The sequence below is a fragment of the Catellatospora sp. TT07R-123 genome (assembly GCF_018327705.1).
Taxonomy (GTDB): Bacteria; Actinomycetota; Actinomycetes; order Mycobacteriales; family Micromonosporaceae; genus Catellatospora.
Genome location: NZ_BNEM01000002.1, coordinates 3,872,532 through 3,890,731, shown reverse-complemented (window position 1 = coordinate 3,890,731; position 18,200 = coordinate 3,872,532). Strand labels below are relative to the sequence as shown.

The following is an 18,200-nucleotide window of genomic DNA, read 5'->3' as shown; positions in this document are numbered from 1 at the left end:
GAAGCGCTCCCTTGTAAGCGCTGCCACCTTCCGCTAATTTGTTTAGTCGCCAGACGAATTAAATGTAGCCCGCCCCGAGCCCAGCGGGGCGACTTTGCCCTGATCCTGAATTTCGACGAAGGGAGTACGCCGTGGACCACCCCCTCCCGGGCACGGCGAACCGGCGGACGTTCCTCACCCTGGTGGGGTTGGGAGCGGTCGCCGCCGCCAGCGGCGGCGCTCTGGCCGGCTGCACCGAGAAGGCGGCCGACACCGGCTCGGCGGCGGAGGTCGACAAGCTGTCGGCCGTGCTGCCCAAGTTCAAGCCGCTCGACCTGGTGCAGCCCGACATCAAGGGCACCTCGCCGGTCGCCAACGGCTTCACGAAGTACCCGGCGAACCTGGTCGGGGCGATCACCGACAAGCCCGGTCGCGGCAGCACCATCACCACGATGACGCCGTACTGGGGGACCGTGCCGAAGGGGCCGGGCCAGAACGCGTACGTCGACGCGATCAACACGGAGCTGGGCGCGATCGTCACGCCGGGCATCCAGGACGGCAACACGTACGCCGACAAGCTCAACACCATCATGGGCGCCCGGGACATCCCCGACGTGCTGTGCATCCCGAGCTGGGAGATCGGCAAGATCCCCAACTTCTCGGACGCGGCCAAGGCGCTGTTCGAGGACCTGACCGACCACCTGTCCGGTGACAAGGCGCTGCCGTACGCGATGCTGGCGAACCTGCCGACGGTGGCCTGGTCGAACGCGGTGTGGAACCAGCGGCTGATGGCGGTGCCGTGGCCGACCGACGGCCCGTACCCGTGGGCGCTGTTCTACCGCAAGGACCTCACCGACGGGCTCGGGGCGACGATCCCGAAGACCGCCGACGAGCTGTACGCGTTCGGCAAGGCGGTCACCAACGCCGACAAGGGCGTGTGGGCCTTCAACGACATCCAGGCCATGGTTGAGATGATCTTCCGGGTGCCGGGCGCGAAGGAGGGCTGGCGCAGCAAGGGCGGCAAGGTCGAGTTCAAGTACGAGACCGAGGAGTTCAAGGCCGCGCTGGAGTTCCTGGTCAAGATCTTCAAGGACGGACTGGTCCACCCCGAGGTCGTCGCCAGCAAGGGTGCCGACGCGAAGCTGCTGTTCAGCGGCGGCAAGATCGTGATGATCCAGGACGGGGTGGGCGCCTGGCTCGGCATGCAGGCCGAGCAGCAGAAGGTGACCCCGGCCTTCAACATGCAGCCGGTGCCGTTCTTCGCCGCCGACGGCGGCAAGCCGCTGGTGCACGGCTCGGGCGACCCGATCTTCTTCACCTTCGTCAAGAAGGGCCTCGGCAAGGAGAAGACCGAGGAGATCCTGCGCGTGCTGAACTACATCGCGGCGCCGCTGGGCACCAAGGAGTTCCAGCTCATCGAGTACGGCGTCGAGGGCACCCACTTCACCAAGGGCGCCGACGGCTGGCCGGCCGGAAACGACCTGCTCGGCAAGGAGAAGGCCGACCAGTTCCGGTTCCTGGCGGGCACCGCGCCGACCATCAAGTTCGACGCGCGGGTTCCCGGCTTCGTCACCGACCTGATCAACTGGGGGAACGCCGCCGTCCAGCACATCGAGGTGGACCCGTGGCGCGGGATCAAGCTGGAGATGCCGGCGGGTTATGTGAAGGTGAAGCAGCCGACCGAGGACAAGATCACGGACATCGTCCGGGGGCGCCGTCCGCTGTCCGACCTCGACACGGTGCTCAAGGAGTGGCGTGACGGCGGCGGCGAGGACGGCCGGGCCTTCATGGCGAAGGCGCTGAGCGACGCGGGCCGATGAGGGCTGAGCAGTGAGCACTACAGAGGCGGCCGGGTCTGTGCAGGCCCGGCCCCTTCCCGTACCCCCGGCTGAGGCGGCGCGGGCGACCCCGCGCCGCCGCAGCTCCTTCGCCGCCCGCTGGCGGCGCGACCGGACCCTGCTGCTGATGACGGCGCCCGCGGCGCTGCTGCTGCTGGTGTTCCACTACCTCCCCACGCTGGGCAACGTCGTGGCCTTCAAGGACTACGACCAGTGGTCCGGCGACACCGCGGTCGAGGCGATCGCCAACAGCCCGTGGATCGGCTTCACCAACTTCGCCGAGCTGTTCCGCGACTCGCAGTTCTGGGACGCGCTGCGCAACACGCTGGCGATCACCTCGTTCCAGCTGGTGTTCTTCTTCCCGCTGCCGATCGCGCTGGCGATCCTGCTCAACAGCGTGGTGTCGCGGCGGCTGCGCTCGTTCATCCAGACCGTGGTCTACCTGCCGCACTTCTTCAGCTGGGTGCTGGTGGTCACGTTCTTCGTGCAGATGCTGGGCGGTGCGGGCCTGCTGGCGCAGGTGCTGCGCGACCACGGCGTGCAGCCGTGGGACGTGATGACCGACCCGCACACGTTCATCGTGCTGGTCAGCACCGAGTCGCTGTGGAAGGACGTCGGCTGGGGCACCATCGTGTTCCTGGCCGCGCTCACCTCGATCGACCAGAGCCTGTACGAGGCGGCCGCCTCCGACGGCGCCGGCCGCTGGCGGCGGCTGTGGCACGTGACCCTGCCCGGCCTGCGGCCGGTCGTCATCCTGCTGCTGATCCTCCAGCTGGGCAACTCGCTGTCGGTCGGCTTCGAGCAGTTCATCCTGCAGCGCAACGCGGTCGGGCGGCAGGCGGCCGAGGTGCTCGACACCTACGTGTACTACCTGGGCCTGGTGACCCAGGACTACGGCGTCGGCGCCGCGGCCGGCCTGTTCAAGGCCGCCATCGGCCTGGTGCTGATCCTGATCGCCAACCGGCTCGCGCACCGCTTCGGCGGGCAGGGGGTGTTCACCCGATCATGAGCCTGTTCACCAAGTCGCGCCGCTCCGAGCGCGCCGCCTGGGAGGAGCCCCCGACGCTGGTCGGCCGGCTGCTCAAGGGTGCGGTGCTCAGCGCGGTCGTGCTGGCCGTGCTCATTCCGATGTGGTCGGTGCTGGTCACCAGCTTCGCGTCGAAGAAGGCGATCGCGGACGCGGGCGGGATGGTGTTCTGGCCCCGCGACTTCGACGTCTCGGCGTACGTACTGATCTTCACGCGGGGCGAGGTGTCCGGGGCGGTGTGGCGCAGCACGCTGGTCACCCTGGTCGGCACCGCGCTCAGCCTGGGCTGCACCGTGCTCGCCGCGTACGGCCTGTCCCGGCCGGGCAGCCTGTGGCACCGGCCGCTGCTGCTGTTCTTCCTGATCACGTTCCTGGTCGGGCCGGGCCTGATCCCCAGCTACCTGCTGGTGACCAGCCTCGGGCTGAAGGACTCGCACTGGGCGCTGATCCTGCCCGCCGCGGTCAACGCGTTCAACCTGGTGGTGGTGCGCCAGTTCTTCATGGGCATCCCCGCCGAGCTGCTCGACAGCGCCCGCATCGACGGCGCGGGCGAGTGGGCGATCCTCGGGCGGATCGTGCTGCCGCTGTCCAAGGCGGTCGTCGCCGTGGTGGGCCTGTTCTACGCCGTCGGCTACTGGAACATGTACTTCAACGCGGTGCTGTACCTGAACAACTCTGAGGACCACGTCGCGCAGCAGGTGCTCCAGGCGTACATCCTGGCCGGGCAGAGCCCGGCGGGCATCGGGTCGCCGCCCGCGATCGGGTTCAACGCCCCGCCGAGCCTGGCCGTGAAGATGGCGGTCGTGATCGTGGTGCTGATCCCGATCGTGATCGTGTACCCGTTCATCCAGCGCCACTTCACCAAGGGCGTCATCGCCGGAGCGATCAAGGGCTGACCGTGCGGTGGGGAAGGGCACCTTCGTCGGCGAAGGTGCCCTTCCCCACCTCAGCCGGCGAGGAACGACACGATCGCGGCGGCGAACTCCGGGTTGCGCACCACCGTCAGGTGGTCCCCGGCCAGCACCTTGCACCGGCCGTCGGGCAGCGCCGACGACAGCACGTGCGGCCGCGTCGCCAGCCAGTCGTCCGCCCCGGCCAGCACCAGCGCCGGCACCCCGATCCGGTCCATCCCGATGGGGGTATGGCGACTCGCGCGCGCCTGCGCCGCCAGGCTGCGCCGGTCGGCCCCGGTCGCCTCGGCGAACATCCGGAACCCCAGCGCCCGCTCGTCGGTGACGGTGCCGGGGTCGTCGGTCAGCAGCGCCTCGATCAGCGCCGCGCCGGGCAGCGCGTCGCGGTCCACCCCGCCCTGCTCGGCGGCGCTGGCGCCGATCCCGCCGACGACCAGGCGGCGTACGCGCGGGTCGGCCGCCGCCGTGACCAGCGCGACGACCCCGCCCATCGAGTAGCCGACCAGGTCCACCCGGTCCAGCCCGAGCAGGTCGAACAGGGCGGCCAGGTCGCGCGCCATGGCGTTCTCGCCGTAGTACGCCGGGTCGTGGTGCTTCTGCGAGTCGCCGTGCCCGCGCGCGTCGACGGCGACCACCCGGCGCCCGGCGGCGGTGAGCGCGTCCACGACCCCGGTCACCACCCAGTTGCCCGTCGCCGAGGAGGCGAAGCCGTGGTGCAGGACGACGGTCGGCGCGTCGCCGGCCGCCTCCCAGACGCGATAGGCGATGGACGTGCCGTCGTACGAGGTGAAGGTCTGCATCGGCGCAGTGTCGCCGCCGCCGGACCGCCCTCGCATCGGCGACTTCACCAGTCCGCCGCAGGTCGCGATACTCGCGCGCCCGCAGCCTTCCGGTGGCCGCGGGCGCGCGAGAGCTCGGGAGAGTGGATGCGGTGGTAGCTCACACGTGTGGGGTTGTAGCTACAACCCCACACGTGTGAGCTACGGGCAGAGGTGGTCAGGCCGACCGGGTGAGGGTGTGGTCGCGGGCGTCGGCGTAGCGGGCGCGGACGGCGGGGACCGGGTCGGCGTCGTAGCGGGTGAGGCCGTCGAGCTCCCACGCGGGCTGGACGCCGGTGGTGATCCAGGCTGCCTGGCGGGCGGCGCCGTCGGCGACGTACTCGCCGGGCGGCGGGACCAGCACCGGGCAGCCGAACACGGTCGGGGCGATCTGGCGCAGCGCCTCGGAGCGGGCGCCGCCGCCGACCAGGATGACCCGCTCGACCTGCGCACCCTGGGCGCGCAGCGCGTCGAGGCCGTCGGCCAGCGCGCAGAGCAGGCCCTCGACCGCGGCGCGGGCCAGGTGCGCGGCGGTGGAGCTGCCCAGCGTGAGGCCGTGCAGGCTGCCGGTGGCGTCGGGCTTGTTCGGGGTGCGCTCACCCTCCAGGTACGGCACCAGCACGAGCCCGTCGCTGCCCGCCGGTGCGGTCAGCGCCAGCCGGGACAGCTCGGCGTGGTCGACGCGCAGCATCGCGGCGGCCGAGTCCAGCACGCGCGCGGCGTTGAGGGTGCAGACCAGCGGCAGGAAGTGGCCGCTGGCGTCGGCGAACCCGGCGACCGCGCCGGTCGGGTCGGCGGCGGGGGCCGCGGCGACGGAGAAGACCGTGCCGGAGGTGCCGATGGAGACGATGACGTCGCCGGGGGCGGCGCCGGCGCCCAGCGCGGCGGCCGCGTTGTCACCGGCGCCGGGCCCGAGCGCCTGCCCGGCCGGGGTGGTGCCCGCCCGGTCGGCGGGTCCGAGCACGCGCGGCAGCAGCACGTCCTTGCCGAGGGCGAGCTTCAGCAGGTCGCGGCGGTATTCGCCGGTGGCCGGGGACCAGTAGCCGGTGCCGGAGGCGTCGCTGCGGTCGGTGGCCAGCGCGTCCAGGCTCCGGGCGCCGGCGAGCTGCCAGGTCAGCCAGTCGTGCGGCAGGCACACGGCGGCGGTGCGGGCGGCGTTGGCGGCCTCGTTGCGGGCCAGCCAGCGCAGCTTGGTGACGGTGAACGACGCGACCGGGACGCTGCCGACGGCGTCGGCCCAGGCCTGGCCGCCGCCGAGCTCGGTGACGAGGTCGGCGGCGTCGCCCGCGGAGCGGGTGTCGTTCCACAGCAGCGCGTCGCGGACGACGGCGCCGGAGTCGTCGAGGCAGACCATGCCGTGCTGCTGCCCGCCGACCGAGATCGCCGCGACGTCGGCGAGGCCGCCGGCGTCGGCGATCGCGGTCTGCAGCGCCGCCCACCACGCGTCGGGTGGGCAGCTGGTGCCGTCGGGGTGGGCCGCGCGGCCCTGGCGCACCAGCGCGCCGGTGTCGGCGTCGCGTACGACGACCTTGCAGGACTGCGTCGACGAGTCGACACCGGCGACCAGTGTCATGGTTTCAGTCTCCCGGGGCGAGGGATGCCGTGAGCAGCCCGTCCACCGTGCTCAGCGGTGCCTCGACACCGTTGACGAGCACCGTGGCAGGCGGGGTGCACCCGGCTGTGTCGGGGAAGGCGATCGCGTGCAGGCGGGCAGGCCCCACGATCGTCACCGCGAGAGTATCCCCCGACCGGTGCGCGATGACAGTGCTTGCGTAATCGTCGTCGAGGAGTTCGCAGGTCGCGTCGCCCCCGCCGAAGCTCAGCAGGGTCACCCGCTGCCACGGTCCGTCGGCCACGTGCTCGGCCGGGTCGGTGGTGGGGATCAGGGCGTGGCGGCGGACGTACAGGGGGACGCGGTCCAGGGCCGGGGCGACGGCCATGGTGGTGGTGTCGGGGTAGACCTCGCCGGTCCACCAGCACACCCAGCCGCCACTGCCAGACGGCGGCAGGTACACGTCGCGCCGCTGCGTCTCGCTGATCATCGGGGCGACCAGCAGGTCCGCGCCGAGCCGGTACTGGTGCTCGGCGCGCCACGAGGCCGGGTCGGCGGGGGAGTCGACGGCGAGCGCCCGCATGATCGGCTCACCGGTCGCCTGCGCCCGCAGCGCCGCCGAGTACAGGTACGGCAGCAGCCGGTAGCGCAGCTTCAGCGCCTCGATGGTGGCCGCCTCGACGGCCGGGAACCGCCACGGCTCGCGGGTGGTGGTGCCGTGGAAGCGCAGCAGCGGCGACAGCGCGCCGAACTGGGCCCAGCGCAGGTAGAGGTCGTCGCTGGGCGTGCCGCAGAAGCCGCCGCTGTCGTGCGACCAGTACGGCACCCCCGACATGCCGTGCGCCAGCCCGCCGTTGAGCGAGGACGCCAGCGCCGGGTACGAGCACATCGTGTCCCCGCCCCACTGCGCCGCGTGCCGCTGGCCGCCGAGGTACGACGAGCGTGCCCAGACCATGCCGTGCCCGTGCACCTCGCGGGTCACCGCCATCACGGCGTCGTTGTAGAGCAGCGAGTACACGTTGTGCAGCTCGGTGCCGGTCATGCCGTTGTGGGCCACCGCGTCGGCGGGCACGCCCTCGGCGAAGTCGGTCTTGAACACGTCCACGCCCTGCCGGGCGATCGGCCGCAGCAGGTCCTGGAACCAGGCGACCGCCTCGGGGTTGGTGAAGTCGACGATGCCGCCGGGCGGGAACGACCCGTGCCAGGAGTCGGCGACGTACACCTCGCCGTCGGCCCGGCGCAGCAGGAAGCCGCGCTCGGCCGCCTCGGTGAACCGGTCGGAGTGGTGCGACAGGTACGGGTTCATCCATACGCAGACCCGGAAGCCCTGCTCGTGCAGGGTGGCCAGCATGCCCTCGGGGTCGGGGAAGGTCTCGGGGTCCCAGCGCAGCTCCGACCACCGGCCGTCGGGCTGCCAGTAGGTGTCCAGGTGCAGCACGTCGCAGGGGATGCCGTGTGCGCGGATGGTGGCCGCGCGGGCGAGCACCTGCTCCTGGCTGTCGCGGCAGAAGCCCGACGAGATCCAGGAGCCGAAGGCCCACTTCGGCGGGCACTGCGGGCGGCAGGTGAGCGCGTCGAACCGGTCCAGCACCGCCGCCGGGGTCGGCCCGGCCAGGACGTAGTAGTCGAGCGCGTCGTCGGGGACGAGCAGCTGGGTGACGCTGCCGGTGGCGGCGCCGAAGTCGTACTCGACGGGCAGGCCGGAGTCGACGACCAGGCCGTAGCCGCGGCTGGACTGGTAGAACGGCACGTTCTTGTACGCCCGGTCGGACTCGCTGCCGAAGGCGTCGAAGTTCCACATCACCGGCCGCTGCCCGCGCAGGTTCAGCGCGGTGAAGCGCTCGCCCGTTCCGGTCAGCACCTCGTCGGCGGGCAGCGTGAAACTTTCGTGGTACGCCACGATCCGGCCGTCCACGCGCGAGCAGCCCAGGGGCAGGTTGCGCAGCCGTCCCGAGATGTCGACCAGGCCCGGGTCGCTGCGCAGCAGCTCGCGCCCGGTTACCGTGTCCTGGAAGGACAGTGACCAGGGGCTGAGCACCGCATGGGCGGTGAGCGCGCCGGCGGTGACGCTGATGCTGTTGTCGGCGGCCACCACGGTGGCCACCGCGCCGGGGTCGGGCTGGGTCAGCGGCAGCACCCGCGCGGAGCGGGTGCGCGCGGCGGGGTCGTCGCTCAGCCGTACCCGCAGGATGCCCTCACCGGCGGCGCTGAGCTGGAGGTGCAGGGCGGTTCCGGTCGCGGTGTACGCCCGCAGGGTCACCCCGGTCGAGTCCTTGCCGGTCAGCTCGGCGCGCACGACCGCCTCGGGTCCGGGTTCGCCGGGGGAGCGGCGCGGCAGCTCGGGCGGGTCGGCGGAGAAGTACTCGTGCGCCACCAGCGGCGGGCGAAAAGGCATGGTCGGCTCCTCGGACGGTCGGCGGGCGCGGGAAACGGCGACGGGGCGGCAACGGCCAGTGCGGACCGGCCCGGCCTAGCTAAATTTAGTTTTCCGTGTAGCCAAACAAACGTCAACCGCGCCCGGTTGACGCCGCGCGGAGGCTCCCCTAATTTGGCTGCGTTCCAAACAAAGGGGGAGCGGTGTACCTGTTCGGCGGCGACTACAACCCGGAGCAGTGGTCTGACCAGGTGCGCGCCGAGGATCTGGCGCTGATGCGCGCGGCCGGGGTCAACCTGGTCACCGTCGGCGTCTTCGCCTGGTCGCGGCTGGAGCCCGAACCGGGGCGCTACCACCTCGGCTGGCTGGACCGGGTGCTCGACGACCTGCACGCGGCGGGCGTCGGCGTCGCGCTGGCCACCCCGAGCGCGTCCCCGCCGCCGTGGTTCACCGTCGCCCACCCCGACGCGCTGGCCCAGCGCCGCGACGGCGTCCGGCTGGTGCACGGGTCGCGCGACACGTACTGCGTCAACGCCCCCGCCTACCGGCAGGCGAGCGAGGCGATCGCGCAGCAGCTGGCCCGCCGCTACGCCGGCCACCCGGCCGTGCGCCTGTGGCACGTGCACAACGAGTACGGCACCTGGTGCTTCTGCGACCACTGCGCCGAGGCGTTCCGGGGCTGGCTGCGCGAGCGCCACGGCGGCCTCGACGCGCTCAACGACGCGTGGACCACGGCCTTCTGGAGCCAGGAGTACACCGACTGGGCCCAGGTGCTGCCGCCGCGCGCCACGCAGTACCTCGGCAACCCGGCGCACGAGCTGGACTACCGGCGGTTCGTGTCCGACAGCATGCTCACCGCGTACACCCGGCAGCGGGACCTGATCAAGGCCGAGGCGCCGGACGCGGTCGTCACCACGAACTTCGTGCTCGGCGGCTGGGTGCCGGTCGACCACGCCCGGTGGGCCGCCGAGGTCGACCTGGTCGCGATCGACCACTACCCGTCCGGCCTGGACACCGCCGTGGCCGAGAGCGCGTGGGCCGCCGACCTGGCCCGGGGCTGGTCGCGCGCGGCCGGGCACGGCGGCCGCTGGCTGCTGATGGAGCACGCGCCCGCGCACGTGACCGAGGGCGGCGTGCAGCGGCGCAAGCCGCCCGGCCTGCTGGAGCGGCTCGCGCTCGGCCACATCGCGCGCGGGTCGGCCGGGGCGCTGTACTTCCAGTGGCGGGCGAGCGCCGGCGGCGCCGAGCAGTGGCACACCGCGCTGGTCGGCCACGGCGGCCCCGACAGCCGGATCTTCCGCGAGGCGGCCGCGCTCGGCGCGGTGCTCGCCGCCCTGCCCGAACCCGCCGCGCAGGCCGGGCCGCAGGCCGAGGTGGCGGTGTGGTTCGACGAGCAGTGCTGGTGGGCGGTGCAGGCCGCGCACCTGCCCGCGCCGGTCGACTACGAGGCCGCGGTGCGGCGCTGCCACGACCTGCTGCGGCGGCGGGGGTACGCCGTGGACGTGGTGCCGCCCGGAGCGGACCTGTCCGGCTACCGGGTGCTGGTGGTGCCCGCGGCGTACCTGGTGGACGACGCGTCGGCGGCGAAGCTGGCGCGGTTCGCGCACGAGGGCGGGCAGCTGCTGGTGACGTACCTGTCGGGGCTGGTAGACGCGAACGCGGGGGTGCGGCTCGGCGGATACCCGGGGGCGCTGCGCGAACTGCTGGGCCTCGTGGTGGAGGAGTTCGACCCGCTGCCGCCGGGGCGGTTGCAGGTGCTGAACGCGGCCTGGAGCGAGGCGGCGGTGGCGCGCGGCTGGACCGAGTGGCTGTCGGCGCCCGGCGCCGAGGTGACCGCGCGCTATCCCGACGGGCGCCCCGCCGCCACCAGCCGCGCCACCGGCACCGGGTCGGCCCGCTACCTGTCCTGCGAGCTCGACGACGCGGGCCTGGCCGACTGGCTCGGCGCCGCCTGCGCCGACGCGGGCGTCCCGCCGGTCGTGCCCGGCCTGCCCGACGGCGTGGAGGCCGTCCGCGCGGACGGCCTCCTGTGGGTCTTCGACGCCGCCGGGCTACTTCTCGTTGTTGACGAACTCCGGGTGCTTCGCGGCGAACTGGCCGAGTGCGTCGTTCTTGGCCGCCTTGAACATCTGCAGGGTGAGCTCGTCCAGGCGCTCGAAGCTCTGCCCGTTGACCTTGAAACTGTTGTACGCGCCGCCGTTGGTCTTCAGCAGCACCAGGTCGGATCCGGCCAGGTCCTTCATGGTGAACAGGAAGTCGACCAGGGTGATGCCCCGCAGTGACAGCAGCATCGACTGGCCGACCGCCCGCAGCAGATCATTGATCTTGCCGATGTCGGTGAGGACGCCGCCCGACGACGCCTTCTTCAGCATCGCCTTGATGAGCTGCTGCTGGTGGCGCTGGCGCGAGTAGTCGCCCTGTTTGTCGGCGGCGCCCTTGCGGATGCGCGCGAAGTCCAGCGCCTCCCACGCCTGCATGTCGCGGCAGCCCTTCTTGTGCACGTACTGCTTGCCGTTGATGCCGAGCCGCTTCTCCACCGGCAGCCCGTCGTTGCCCGACCCGCTGACGTACGTCGGCTTCCCGCCCGGCTTGAGCACGAAGTAGTGCGACGACTTCGTGTCCGCCTCGACGCACAGGTTCACCGAGCCCAGCGTCTCGATCACCTTCTTGAAGCCGCTGAAGTCGATCACGGCGGCCCCGTCGAACTCGATGCCGGTCAGGTTCTTCACGGTCCGGGCGGTCAGCGCCAGGCCGCCCGCCCAGCCGCCGCCCTTCATCGCGCCGCGCGCGAACGCGCCGTTGACCTTGTCCGAGATCGACTTCATGCCGTTCGGGGCGTCCGGGATGGTGACCCGGGTGTCGCGCGGGATCGACATCAGGTACGCCTGGTCGTGCGTGGCCGGGATGTGCACCAGCAGGATCGTGTCCGCGCGGGCGTCGTCGTGCTCCTGGGTGGCCCGGGTGTCGATGCCGAGCAGCAGCAGGTCGATCGGGCCGTCGAACGCCTTGCCGCCCGGCCCGGCCGGGGCCTTGGCCGCGTCGTCGAGCACGTCGACGACCTGGATGCTGTCCTGCAGCGTGCTCACCACCGAGTGCAGCGCGATCAGCGCGCCGCCCGCGGCCATCAGCACCACCGCGCCGAACGCGATCGCGATCCGCGACCAGATCGACAGCTTCCGGCGCCGTGATCTCGGGCGGCGCCCGCGCTCGCCCGGCCGGTCGGCGGGCTGGTCGGCGGCGGCCTCCGTGGGATCGACGCCATGCTTGGCGAGGTTGCGCTGCCTGGGAACTGACGTGCTCGACTTGCGGCGCGACGTGGTCGCCATCGCCGTACCTCCCCGTGGTCTGAGTGACACCACTGGGATGACGGCCCCGGCACCACCGAACCTTGCCCCGGGGGGGGGGCGAAATTTTCTCGGGTAGGGGTGGGTGGGTGGTTGGGGTGGAAGTCCGTGATCGCGATCTGCGGTCAGAACGTGAAGCGTGAGGCCGTGTTCTGACCGGAATCGCTGATCTTCGCGGCTTGAGCGGCGGGTCAGGAGCGTTGGTGGCGGGTGGGGATGTCCAGGAGGAAGCATTCCGAGTGGAGGATCTCCAGGAGGGCGTCGGCGACCTTGGTGAGCTGGTCGTCGGGTAGGTCCAGGTGTAGTTGGTGATGGCGGGGGAGGCCGAGTGCGGGGGCGGCGCGCATGCTCACTTCGAGGGAGAGCGTCCGGCCGACGAGGGACCACGCGCCTGCGGCGTTCACGGCGGTGCGGCCGGCCGGGTTGATCAGTTCGTCGGTCATGTCGGCGTAGCGCAGCCGCAGTTGCAGGACGTGGACGCCGCCCGCGCCGAGGATCAGGGTGAGGTCGTCGTCGGTCTCCCGGACGTCGGCTCGATCGACCCGCTGGGCTGGACTGTTCACGCGGGTGACCGTAGCCAGTTCGGGCCGGCGGCGCTCGCGGGTTTCAGGAGTGGGCGGGGCGGCCGGTGACCGGGAAGGCGACCGGGGGGTGGGGCTGGCCCGGGACCTGGGGCGCGGGGGCCTGGCCGGTGCCCGGCTCGTGCCCGGCGCCGAATCCGCCGGGGGTGCCGTAGCCGTGCTGGCCGCTGTGCCCGTTGCCGCCGTGGCCGTTCGGGGTGCCGTGTCCGTTGCCGCCGTGGCCGTTCGGGGTGCTGTGGCCGTTGCCGGGGGTGGCCGGGGCGGGGTGGCCGTTGGCCTGGGCGGGGGCGTAGGCGCCGGTCGGGGCCGGGTGGTGGCCGTTCGAGGCGGGGGCGTAGTCGGCGGCGGAGCCGAACGCGGCCGCCGGGGCGAAGCCCTGGGTGGCGTAGCCGTGGGTGGCCGGGGACCAGCTCGGCGCGGGCTGCGGCACGGGGATCGGCTGGGTCGCCGGGACCGGCTGCACCGGCGCGACGGGCTGGGCGGTCGGCGCCGCGACGTCAGCCTCCTCGTCGCCGGAGCGCTGGACCGTCTGCGAGGCGCCGGGGACCTGGAACACGCCGCGGGCCGGATGCGGCGGCAGGCCGGGCACGGAGGCGGAGGTGCGGCGTACGGGTAAAGGGACCGGTTCGGCGACCAGGTCGTGTTGCGGCTCGGCGAACCTGGTCAGCGCGATGACCGCGCCGAGGGTGAGCACGAAGCCGAGGGCCGCGACCCACACCATGCCGCTGCGGATCTGGTCGCCCAGCAGCAGCATGCCGATCGCGGCGGCCGGCACCGCGCCCGCGGCGTCCATCGCGGCGACGGCGGCGTTGGTCGAGCCGCGCTGCATGGCCAGGCCGAGCAGCAGCTGGCCGGTGAGCGAGTGCGCGATGACCAGATACAGCAGGGGGTTGAGGCCGAACTCGACGATGTTCTGCGCCGAGGCCAGCGGCCGGGCCGCGATGGCGGCGGAGGCGAAGCAGAGCCCGGCGAGCGAGCCGAGCACCACCGAGCCGAGCACGCCCTTGACCTTGCCCGCGACGACGCTGACCGCCGCGATCGCGGCCAGGGCGACGACGAGCGAGATGATGCCCTTGGCGTCGAGCGGTTCGGCGTGGCCGGGCTTGGCCGACGCGGCGAGCATGCCGATGCCCGCGACGACCAGCGTGAGCAGGGAGATCTCGGCCAGCGGCAGCTTCCACTTGAGCAGCACGACGCCGCAGAACGCGGTGACGCACAACCCGGCCGTGACGGCCGACTGGACCAGGAACAGCGGCAGGTCGCGCCGCGCCCCGAGGGCCAGGAAGAAGCCGAGGATCTGGCAGCCGAGCCCGAGCAGGTACGTCTTGTTGCCGAAGAGCCGCAGCAGCAGGCCGGGGTCCAGGTTGTCAGTCGTCGCTGTGCGTGTTGCCGCCATGGACTGCAACAGGTTGGCGATGCCGTACGCGGCGATCATCGCCACCAGGAACCACCAGCCAGAGGACACCACCAACGCAGCTTAGACCCTTAGGGGTCGGGTGCGCCCCACCCGGCGGCCAGATAACCGAGTGAATGAGGTTGACTACAGAGCGCGAAGACCTGCTGGACTCAGCTTTTCCAGGACATCCGTGTGTAACTGCCCGTTCGTCGCGATGGCGGAGCCGCCGCCCGCACCGGGCCGTCCGGACAGGTCGGTGAACGTGCCGCCCGCCTCGGTGATGATCGGCACCAGCGCGGCGATGTCCCACAGCATCAGCTCAGGTTCGATCATGATGTCGACGGCGCCCTCGGCCAGCAGCATGTAGCCGTAGAAGTCGCCGTACGCCCGGCTGCGCCAGGTCTTGCGCATCAGGTCCAGCACCGACGCCAGGCGGCCGGTCTGCTCCCAGCCGTCGAGCTCGGAGTAGCAGAAGCTCGCGTCGGCCAGGCGGCGCACGCCGGAGACGCGGATCGGGGTGGCCGCGGCCTGGTGCCGGCCCGCGAACGCGCCCAGCCCGCGCGCGGCCCACCAGCGCCGGTTCAGCGCGGGTGCCGAGACCAGGCCGACGACCGGCTCGTCCCCCTCCATCAGCGCGATCAGCGTGGCCCAGATCGGCACCCCGCGGATGTAGTTCTTCGTGCCGTCGATCGGATCGATGACCCACTGCCGGTTGCTGGTGGCCCCGGTGATCCCGAATTCCTCGCCCAGCACGCCGTCGCGCGGCCGGATGCGGGCCAGGGTGGACCGCAGCGCCTTCTCCACGGCGGTGTCGGCCTCGCTGACCGGGGTCAGATCGGGCTTCGACTCGACGTGCAGGTCTGTCTTGCGGAAGCGCGACATGGAGATCGAGTCGGCGGTGTCCGCCAGCGCGTGGGCGACGCCGAGGTCGTCCGAGTAGCGGGCCATGCCGAGAATTTATCGGATCTCCGCTATCGCCCGGTATCGGGTGCGAATACCGGCTGGACCAGCCGGGTAGTTTCGTCGGCATGAGTACCGACACCGACCGGGTCCTCGCGCCCTTCCTGGACGAGTCGGGGCGCATCCGCAGCATGCCCGCCCGCGCGGGCAAGCGGCGGCTGCTGCTCGAACACGTGGTGTGCGCGTTCGAACCGGGCGTACGGCTCACCGAGCGCGAGGTCGACGCGGTGCTGCGCGCGTTCTACGAGCACGACTGGGTGTCGCTGCGCCGCTACCTCATCGACACCGGCCTGATGGCGCGCGAGGACGGCGTGTACTGGCGCACCGGCGGCTACGTCGACGTCTGACCGGGGTCGGCGTCACCGGCCCGCGAGGCCAGCAGCCGCCGGAACGACGCCAGCCGCCGCGCGTCGGCGCGCCCCTGCCCCACCCAGGCGTCCAGCACGCACTCGCCGCCGGTGTGCTCGCAGTTCGGCGGGCAGTCGACGGTGCCCTCGACCAGGTCGGGGAAGCCGTGCAGCAGGTCGTCGGAGGAGACCAGGGCCAGGCCGAAGCTGCGTACGCCCGGGGTGTCGATGATCCAGGACTCCTTGCGGTCCGGCAGCCGCAGCGCGACGGCGCTGGTCGAGGTGTGCCGGCCCTTGCCGATCGCGCTGACCACGCCGACGGCCCGCCCGGTGCCCGGAATGAGCCGGTTGACCAGCGTCGACTTGCCCACGCCGGAGTGCCCGACCAGCACCGAGACGCGACCGGACAGGCGCTCGCGCAGCTCGGCCAGGTCACTGTCAGGCCGGCACAGCACGTAGTCGAGGTCGAGCTCGGAGTAGTAGGAGACGACCTGCTCGGGGCCGCCGAGATCGGCCTTGGTCAGGCACAGCAGCGGCTCGATGTCGGCGGCGTACGCGGCGACCAGGCAGCGGTCGATGAAGCCCTCGCGCGGCGGCGGGTCGGCCAGCGCACTGACGATGACGAGCTGGTCGGCGTTGGCCACCACCACCCGCTCGATCCGGCCCTCGGCGGTGTTCTCGTCGTCGTCGGCGGTGCGGCGCAGCACCGAGCGCCGCTCCTCGATCCGTACGATCCGGGCCAGGCTGCCCACGTCGCCGCTGACGTCGCCGACCAGCGCCACCTCGTCGCCGACCACCACCGACTTGCGCCCCAGCTCGCGGGCGCGCATCGCGGTCACCTCGAACGTCTCGCCCTTGCGGTCGCCCGCGACCACGCAGGTGTAGCGGCCGCGGTCGACCGCGACCACGAACCCGGTCACCGCGTCGGAGTGCGTCGGCCTGGTCCGGGTGCGGGGACGGGACGAGCGGGTGGCCCGCACCCGCACGTCGTCCTCGTCGTACTCCCGCTTGCGTTTCAACTGCCTGCCCTCACTGCCCGGCCAACTCGCCCCATAGTGCCGCGAATTCGGGCAGCGTCTTGGCGGTACACGCCACGTCGGACAGCTGCACGCCCGGCACCCGCAGACCGATGACCGCGGCGGCGTGCGCCATCCGGTGGTCGTCGTAGGTCTCGAAGTGGGTGCCGGTCAGCGGCGCCGGGGTGATCTCCAGGCCGTCCTCGGTCTCGGTGACGCGGGCGCCCAGCGCGGTGAGCTCGCGGGCCAGGGCCGCCAGCCGGTCCGTCTCGTGGGTGCGGATGTGGCCGACGCCGCGCAGCACCGACGGCCCCTCGGCCAGCACGGCGAGGGCGGCGACGACGGGTGTGAGTTCGCCCACATCTGAGAGATCCGCGTCGATGCCGTTGATCACGCCGGTGCCCGCGACGGTCAGGCCGTGCTCGGACAGGGTGAGCGCGCCACCGAGCTGGGTGAGCAGCTGGCGCACCTTCTCCACCGGCTGCACGCTGCTGCGCGGCCAGCCGGCCAGGGTGACGCTGCCGCCGGTGACCAGCGCGGCGGCGAAGAACGGCGCGGCCCCGGACAGGTCGGGCTCGACCTGCCAGGCCCGGCCGCTCAGGCGGCCCGGGGCGACGTGCCAGACGTTCGGGGTGGCGTCGTCGACACCGGCGCCCGCGGCGCGCAGCATCTGCACCGTCATCCGCAGGTGCGGGGCGCTGGGCACGGGGTTGGTGCCGACGTGGCGCACGGTGATGCCCTCGTCGAAGTCGGCGGCGGCCAGCAGCAGGCCGGAGATGAGCTGGCTGGACAGCGAGGCGTCCACGTTCACCTCGCCACCGCGCAGGCGGCCCTTGCCGTGCACGGTCAGCGGCAGGCCGTCGATGCTGGACGCCTCGATGGTCGCGCCGAGCTCGCGCAGCGCCTTGAGCAGCGGGCCGAGCGGGCGCTGCCGGGCGCGGGGGTCGCCGTCGAAGGTGACCGGGCCGTTGGCCAGCGCGGCCAGCGGCGGCACGAAGCGCATCACCGTGCCGGCCAGGCCGACGTCGACGTGCGCCGGTCCGATGAGCGGACGCGGCCGGACCTCCCAGCGCTGCTCGTCGGCGGTGTTCACATGGGAGCCGAGCGCGCGCAGCCCGGCCGCCATCAGTTCGGTGTCGCGGGCCCGCAGCGGGGCGAGCAGGGTCGAGGGGCCCATCGCGACGGCAGACAGCACCAGCGCGCGGGCGGTGATGGACTTCGATCCGGGCAGCCGGACCACCGAGTTCACGGGGCCGGTGGCGGTGGGCGCGGCCCACGGCTGTAGTGGTCTGCTCACGCCCTCCAGTCTGCCTGATCCACCCAGGCGTAAGGTGAGCGGCATGTGCGGGCGCTATGCGACGACGCGTACGGCGGTGGATCTGTCCCGGCTGTTCCAGGCCGAGGACGACACGGCCGGCGGGCTGGCCCCCGACTACAACCTGGCCCCGACCGATCCCGCGCCGATCGTGCGCGTCTCGGCCTCGCGCGGCGGCCGGGTGCTGAGCGTGGCGCGCTGGGGCTTCCTGCCGCCGTGGGCCGACGACCCGCGCACCGGTTTTAAGATGATCAATGCCCGGTCGGAGACGCTGGCGTCCTCGCGGGCGTTCGGGCCGTCGTTCGCGGCCAAGCGGTGCATCGTGCCCGCCGACGGCTGGTACGAGTGGACCCGCACCCCCGAGGGCAAGCAGGCCTACTACATGACGCACGGGGACGGGCTGGCCCTCGCGGGGCTGTGGACGGCCGGGAAGTTCGGCCTGAGCTGCACCATCATCACCACGGCGGCCCAGGGTGCGCTGGCCTCGGTGCACGACCGGATGCCGCTGCTGCTGGCCCCGGCGGACTGGGCGGCCTGGCTGGCCGGCCCGGCCGACGCCGACCTGCTGGCCCCGCCCGGCCCGGAACTGGTGTCCACGGTGGAGATCCGTCCCGTCGGTCCGGCCGTGGGCGACGTCCGCAACGACGGCCCTGGATTGACTCAACGGCTGGTGGGACCGGCCGAACCGGCAGCGCTGTTCTGATTTTGCGGCGGATCGTGACAGTTTGCGTCACGAATTTGC

13 protein-coding genes and 2 pseudogenes are annotated in these 18,200 nt (G+C 72.4%); 6 read left to right on the top strand and 9 right to left on the bottom strand.

From position 1 onward, the window contains the following. Nucleotides 1-131 precede the first annotated feature (131 nt). Genes Cs7R123_RS37150 through Cs7R123_RS37140 form a run of 3 tightly spaced genes read left to right on the top strand, consistent with a single transcriptional unit; the run spans nt 132 to nt 3,740 of the window. On the top strand, nt 132-1,799 hold the full coding sequence (locus tag Cs7R123_RS37150; RefSeq protein ID WP_212833615.1) for an extracellular solute-binding protein: 1,668 nt from the start codon (nt 132-134) through the stop codon (nt 1,797-1,799). Nucleotides 1,800-1,809: 10 nt separating this feature from the next. Continuing rightward, nucleotides 1,810-2,826, top strand: a complete 1,017-nt coding sequence (locus tag Cs7R123_RS37145; RefSeq protein ID WP_244872383.1) for a sugar ABC transporter permease — start codon at nt 1,810-1,812, stop codon at nt 2,824-2,826. Further along, nucleotides 2,823-3,740: a carbohydrate ABC transporter permease gene (locus Cs7R123_RS37140; RefSeq protein ID WP_212833614.1), complete on the top strand. Its 918-nt coding sequence runs from the start codon at nt 2,823-2,825 to the stop codon at nt 3,738-3,740. Before Cs7R123_RS37145 ends, Cs7R123_RS37140 begins: the two co-directional genes overlap by 4 nt. Nucleotides 3,741-3,790: 50 nt before the next feature. On the opposite strand, the gene Cs7R123_RS37135 is transcribed toward Cs7R123_RS37140, so the two are convergent. From Cs7R123_RS37135 to Cs7R123_RS37125, 3 genes are all read right to left on the bottom strand, one after another. After that, nucleotides 3,791-4,555 carry an alpha/beta fold hydrolase gene (locus Cs7R123_RS37135; RefSeq protein WP_212833613.1) on the bottom strand — a complete coding sequence of 255 codons (765 nt, stop codon included), beginning with the start codon at nt 4,553-4,555 and terminating at the stop codon, nt 3,791-3,793. A 196-nt stretch (nt 4,556-4,751) separates the two neighbouring features. Then, on the bottom strand, nt 4,752-6,146 hold the full coding sequence (gene xylB / locus Cs7R123_RS37130; protein ID WP_212833612.1) for a xylulokinase: 1,395 nt from the start codon (nt 6,144-6,146) through the stop codon (nt 4,752-4,754). Nucleotides 6,147-6,150: 4 nt separating this feature from the next. Next, nucleotides 6,151-8,520, bottom strand: coding sequence for a TIM-barrel domain-containing protein (locus Cs7R123_RS37125; protein ID WP_212833611.1), 2,370 nt, complete (start codon nt 8,518-8,520; stop codon nt 6,151-6,153). A gap of 182 nt (nt 8,521-8,702) precedes the next feature. Here Cs7R123_RS37125 and Cs7R123_RS37120 point away from each other — a divergent pair, with 182 nt between their 5' ends. Next, a complete protein-coding gene (locus Cs7R123_RS37120) occupies nt 8,703-10,781 on the top strand; it encodes a beta-galactosidase (RefSeq protein WP_244872382.1) in 2,079 nt (692 codons plus the stop codon). Between the two features lie 84 nt (nt 10,782-10,865). On the opposite strand, the pseudogene Cs7R123_RS40945 reads toward Cs7R123_RS37120, so the two are convergent. From Cs7R123_RS40945 to hisN, 4 genes and pseudogenes are all read right to left on the bottom strand, one after another. Then, a pseudogene (locus Cs7R123_RS40945) lies at nt 10,866-11,624 on the bottom strand (LCP family protein); the annotation flags it as partial. Between the two features lie 410 nt (nt 11,625-12,034). Then, on the bottom strand, nt 12,035-12,406 hold the full coding sequence (locus Cs7R123_RS37110) for a hypothetical protein (RefSeq protein WP_212833609.1): 372 nt from the start codon (nt 12,404-12,406) through the stop codon (nt 12,035-12,037). A gap of 658 nt (nt 12,407-13,064) precedes the next feature. Continuing rightward, nucleotides 13,065-13,859 (bottom strand): annotated as a pseudogene (locus Cs7R123_RS37105) (hypothetical protein); the annotation flags it as partial. Between the two features lie 105 nt (nt 13,860-13,964). After that, nucleotides 13,965-14,768 (bottom strand): histidinol-phosphatase, encoded by an 804-nt coding sequence (gene hisN / locus Cs7R123_RS37100; RefSeq protein WP_212833607.1) that lies wholly within the window; start codon nt 14,766-14,768, stop codon nt 13,965-13,967. An 80-nt stretch (nt 14,769-14,848) separates the two neighbouring features. Between hisN and Cs7R123_RS37095 the strand changes: the two genes are divergently transcribed. Continuing rightward, complete coding sequence (locus Cs7R123_RS37095) at nt 14,849-15,127, top strand: DUF2087 domain-containing protein (RefSeq protein ID WP_212833605.1); 279 nt, start codon at nt 14,849-14,851, stop codon at nt 15,125-15,127. On the opposite strand, the gene rsgA is transcribed toward Cs7R123_RS37095, so the two are convergent. Continuing rightward, nucleotides 15,112-16,146 carry a ribosome small subunit-dependent GTPase A gene (gene rsgA / locus Cs7R123_RS37090; protein WP_244872381.1) on the bottom strand — a complete coding sequence of 345 codons (1,035 nt, stop codon included), beginning with the start codon at nt 16,144-16,146 and terminating at the stop codon, nt 15,112-15,114. The genes Cs7R123_RS37095 and rsgA overlap by 16 nt on opposite strands. A 10-nt stretch (nt 16,147-16,156) precedes the next feature. After that, nucleotides 16,157-17,440 (bottom strand): 3-phosphoshikimate 1-carboxyvinyltransferase, encoded by a 1,284-nt coding sequence (gene aroA, locus Cs7R123_RS37085; protein WP_374707077.1) that lies wholly within the window; start codon nt 17,438-17,440, stop codon nt 16,157-16,159. A 43-nt stretch (nt 17,441-17,483) separates the two neighbouring features. Between aroA and Cs7R123_RS37080 the strand changes: the two genes are divergently transcribed. Beyond that, a complete protein-coding gene (locus Cs7R123_RS37080; RefSeq protein WP_212833601.1) occupies nt 17,484-18,161 on the top strand; it encodes an SOS response-associated peptidase in 678 nt (225 codons plus the stop codon). The last annotated feature ends 39 nt before the right edge of the window (nt 18,162-18,200 follow it).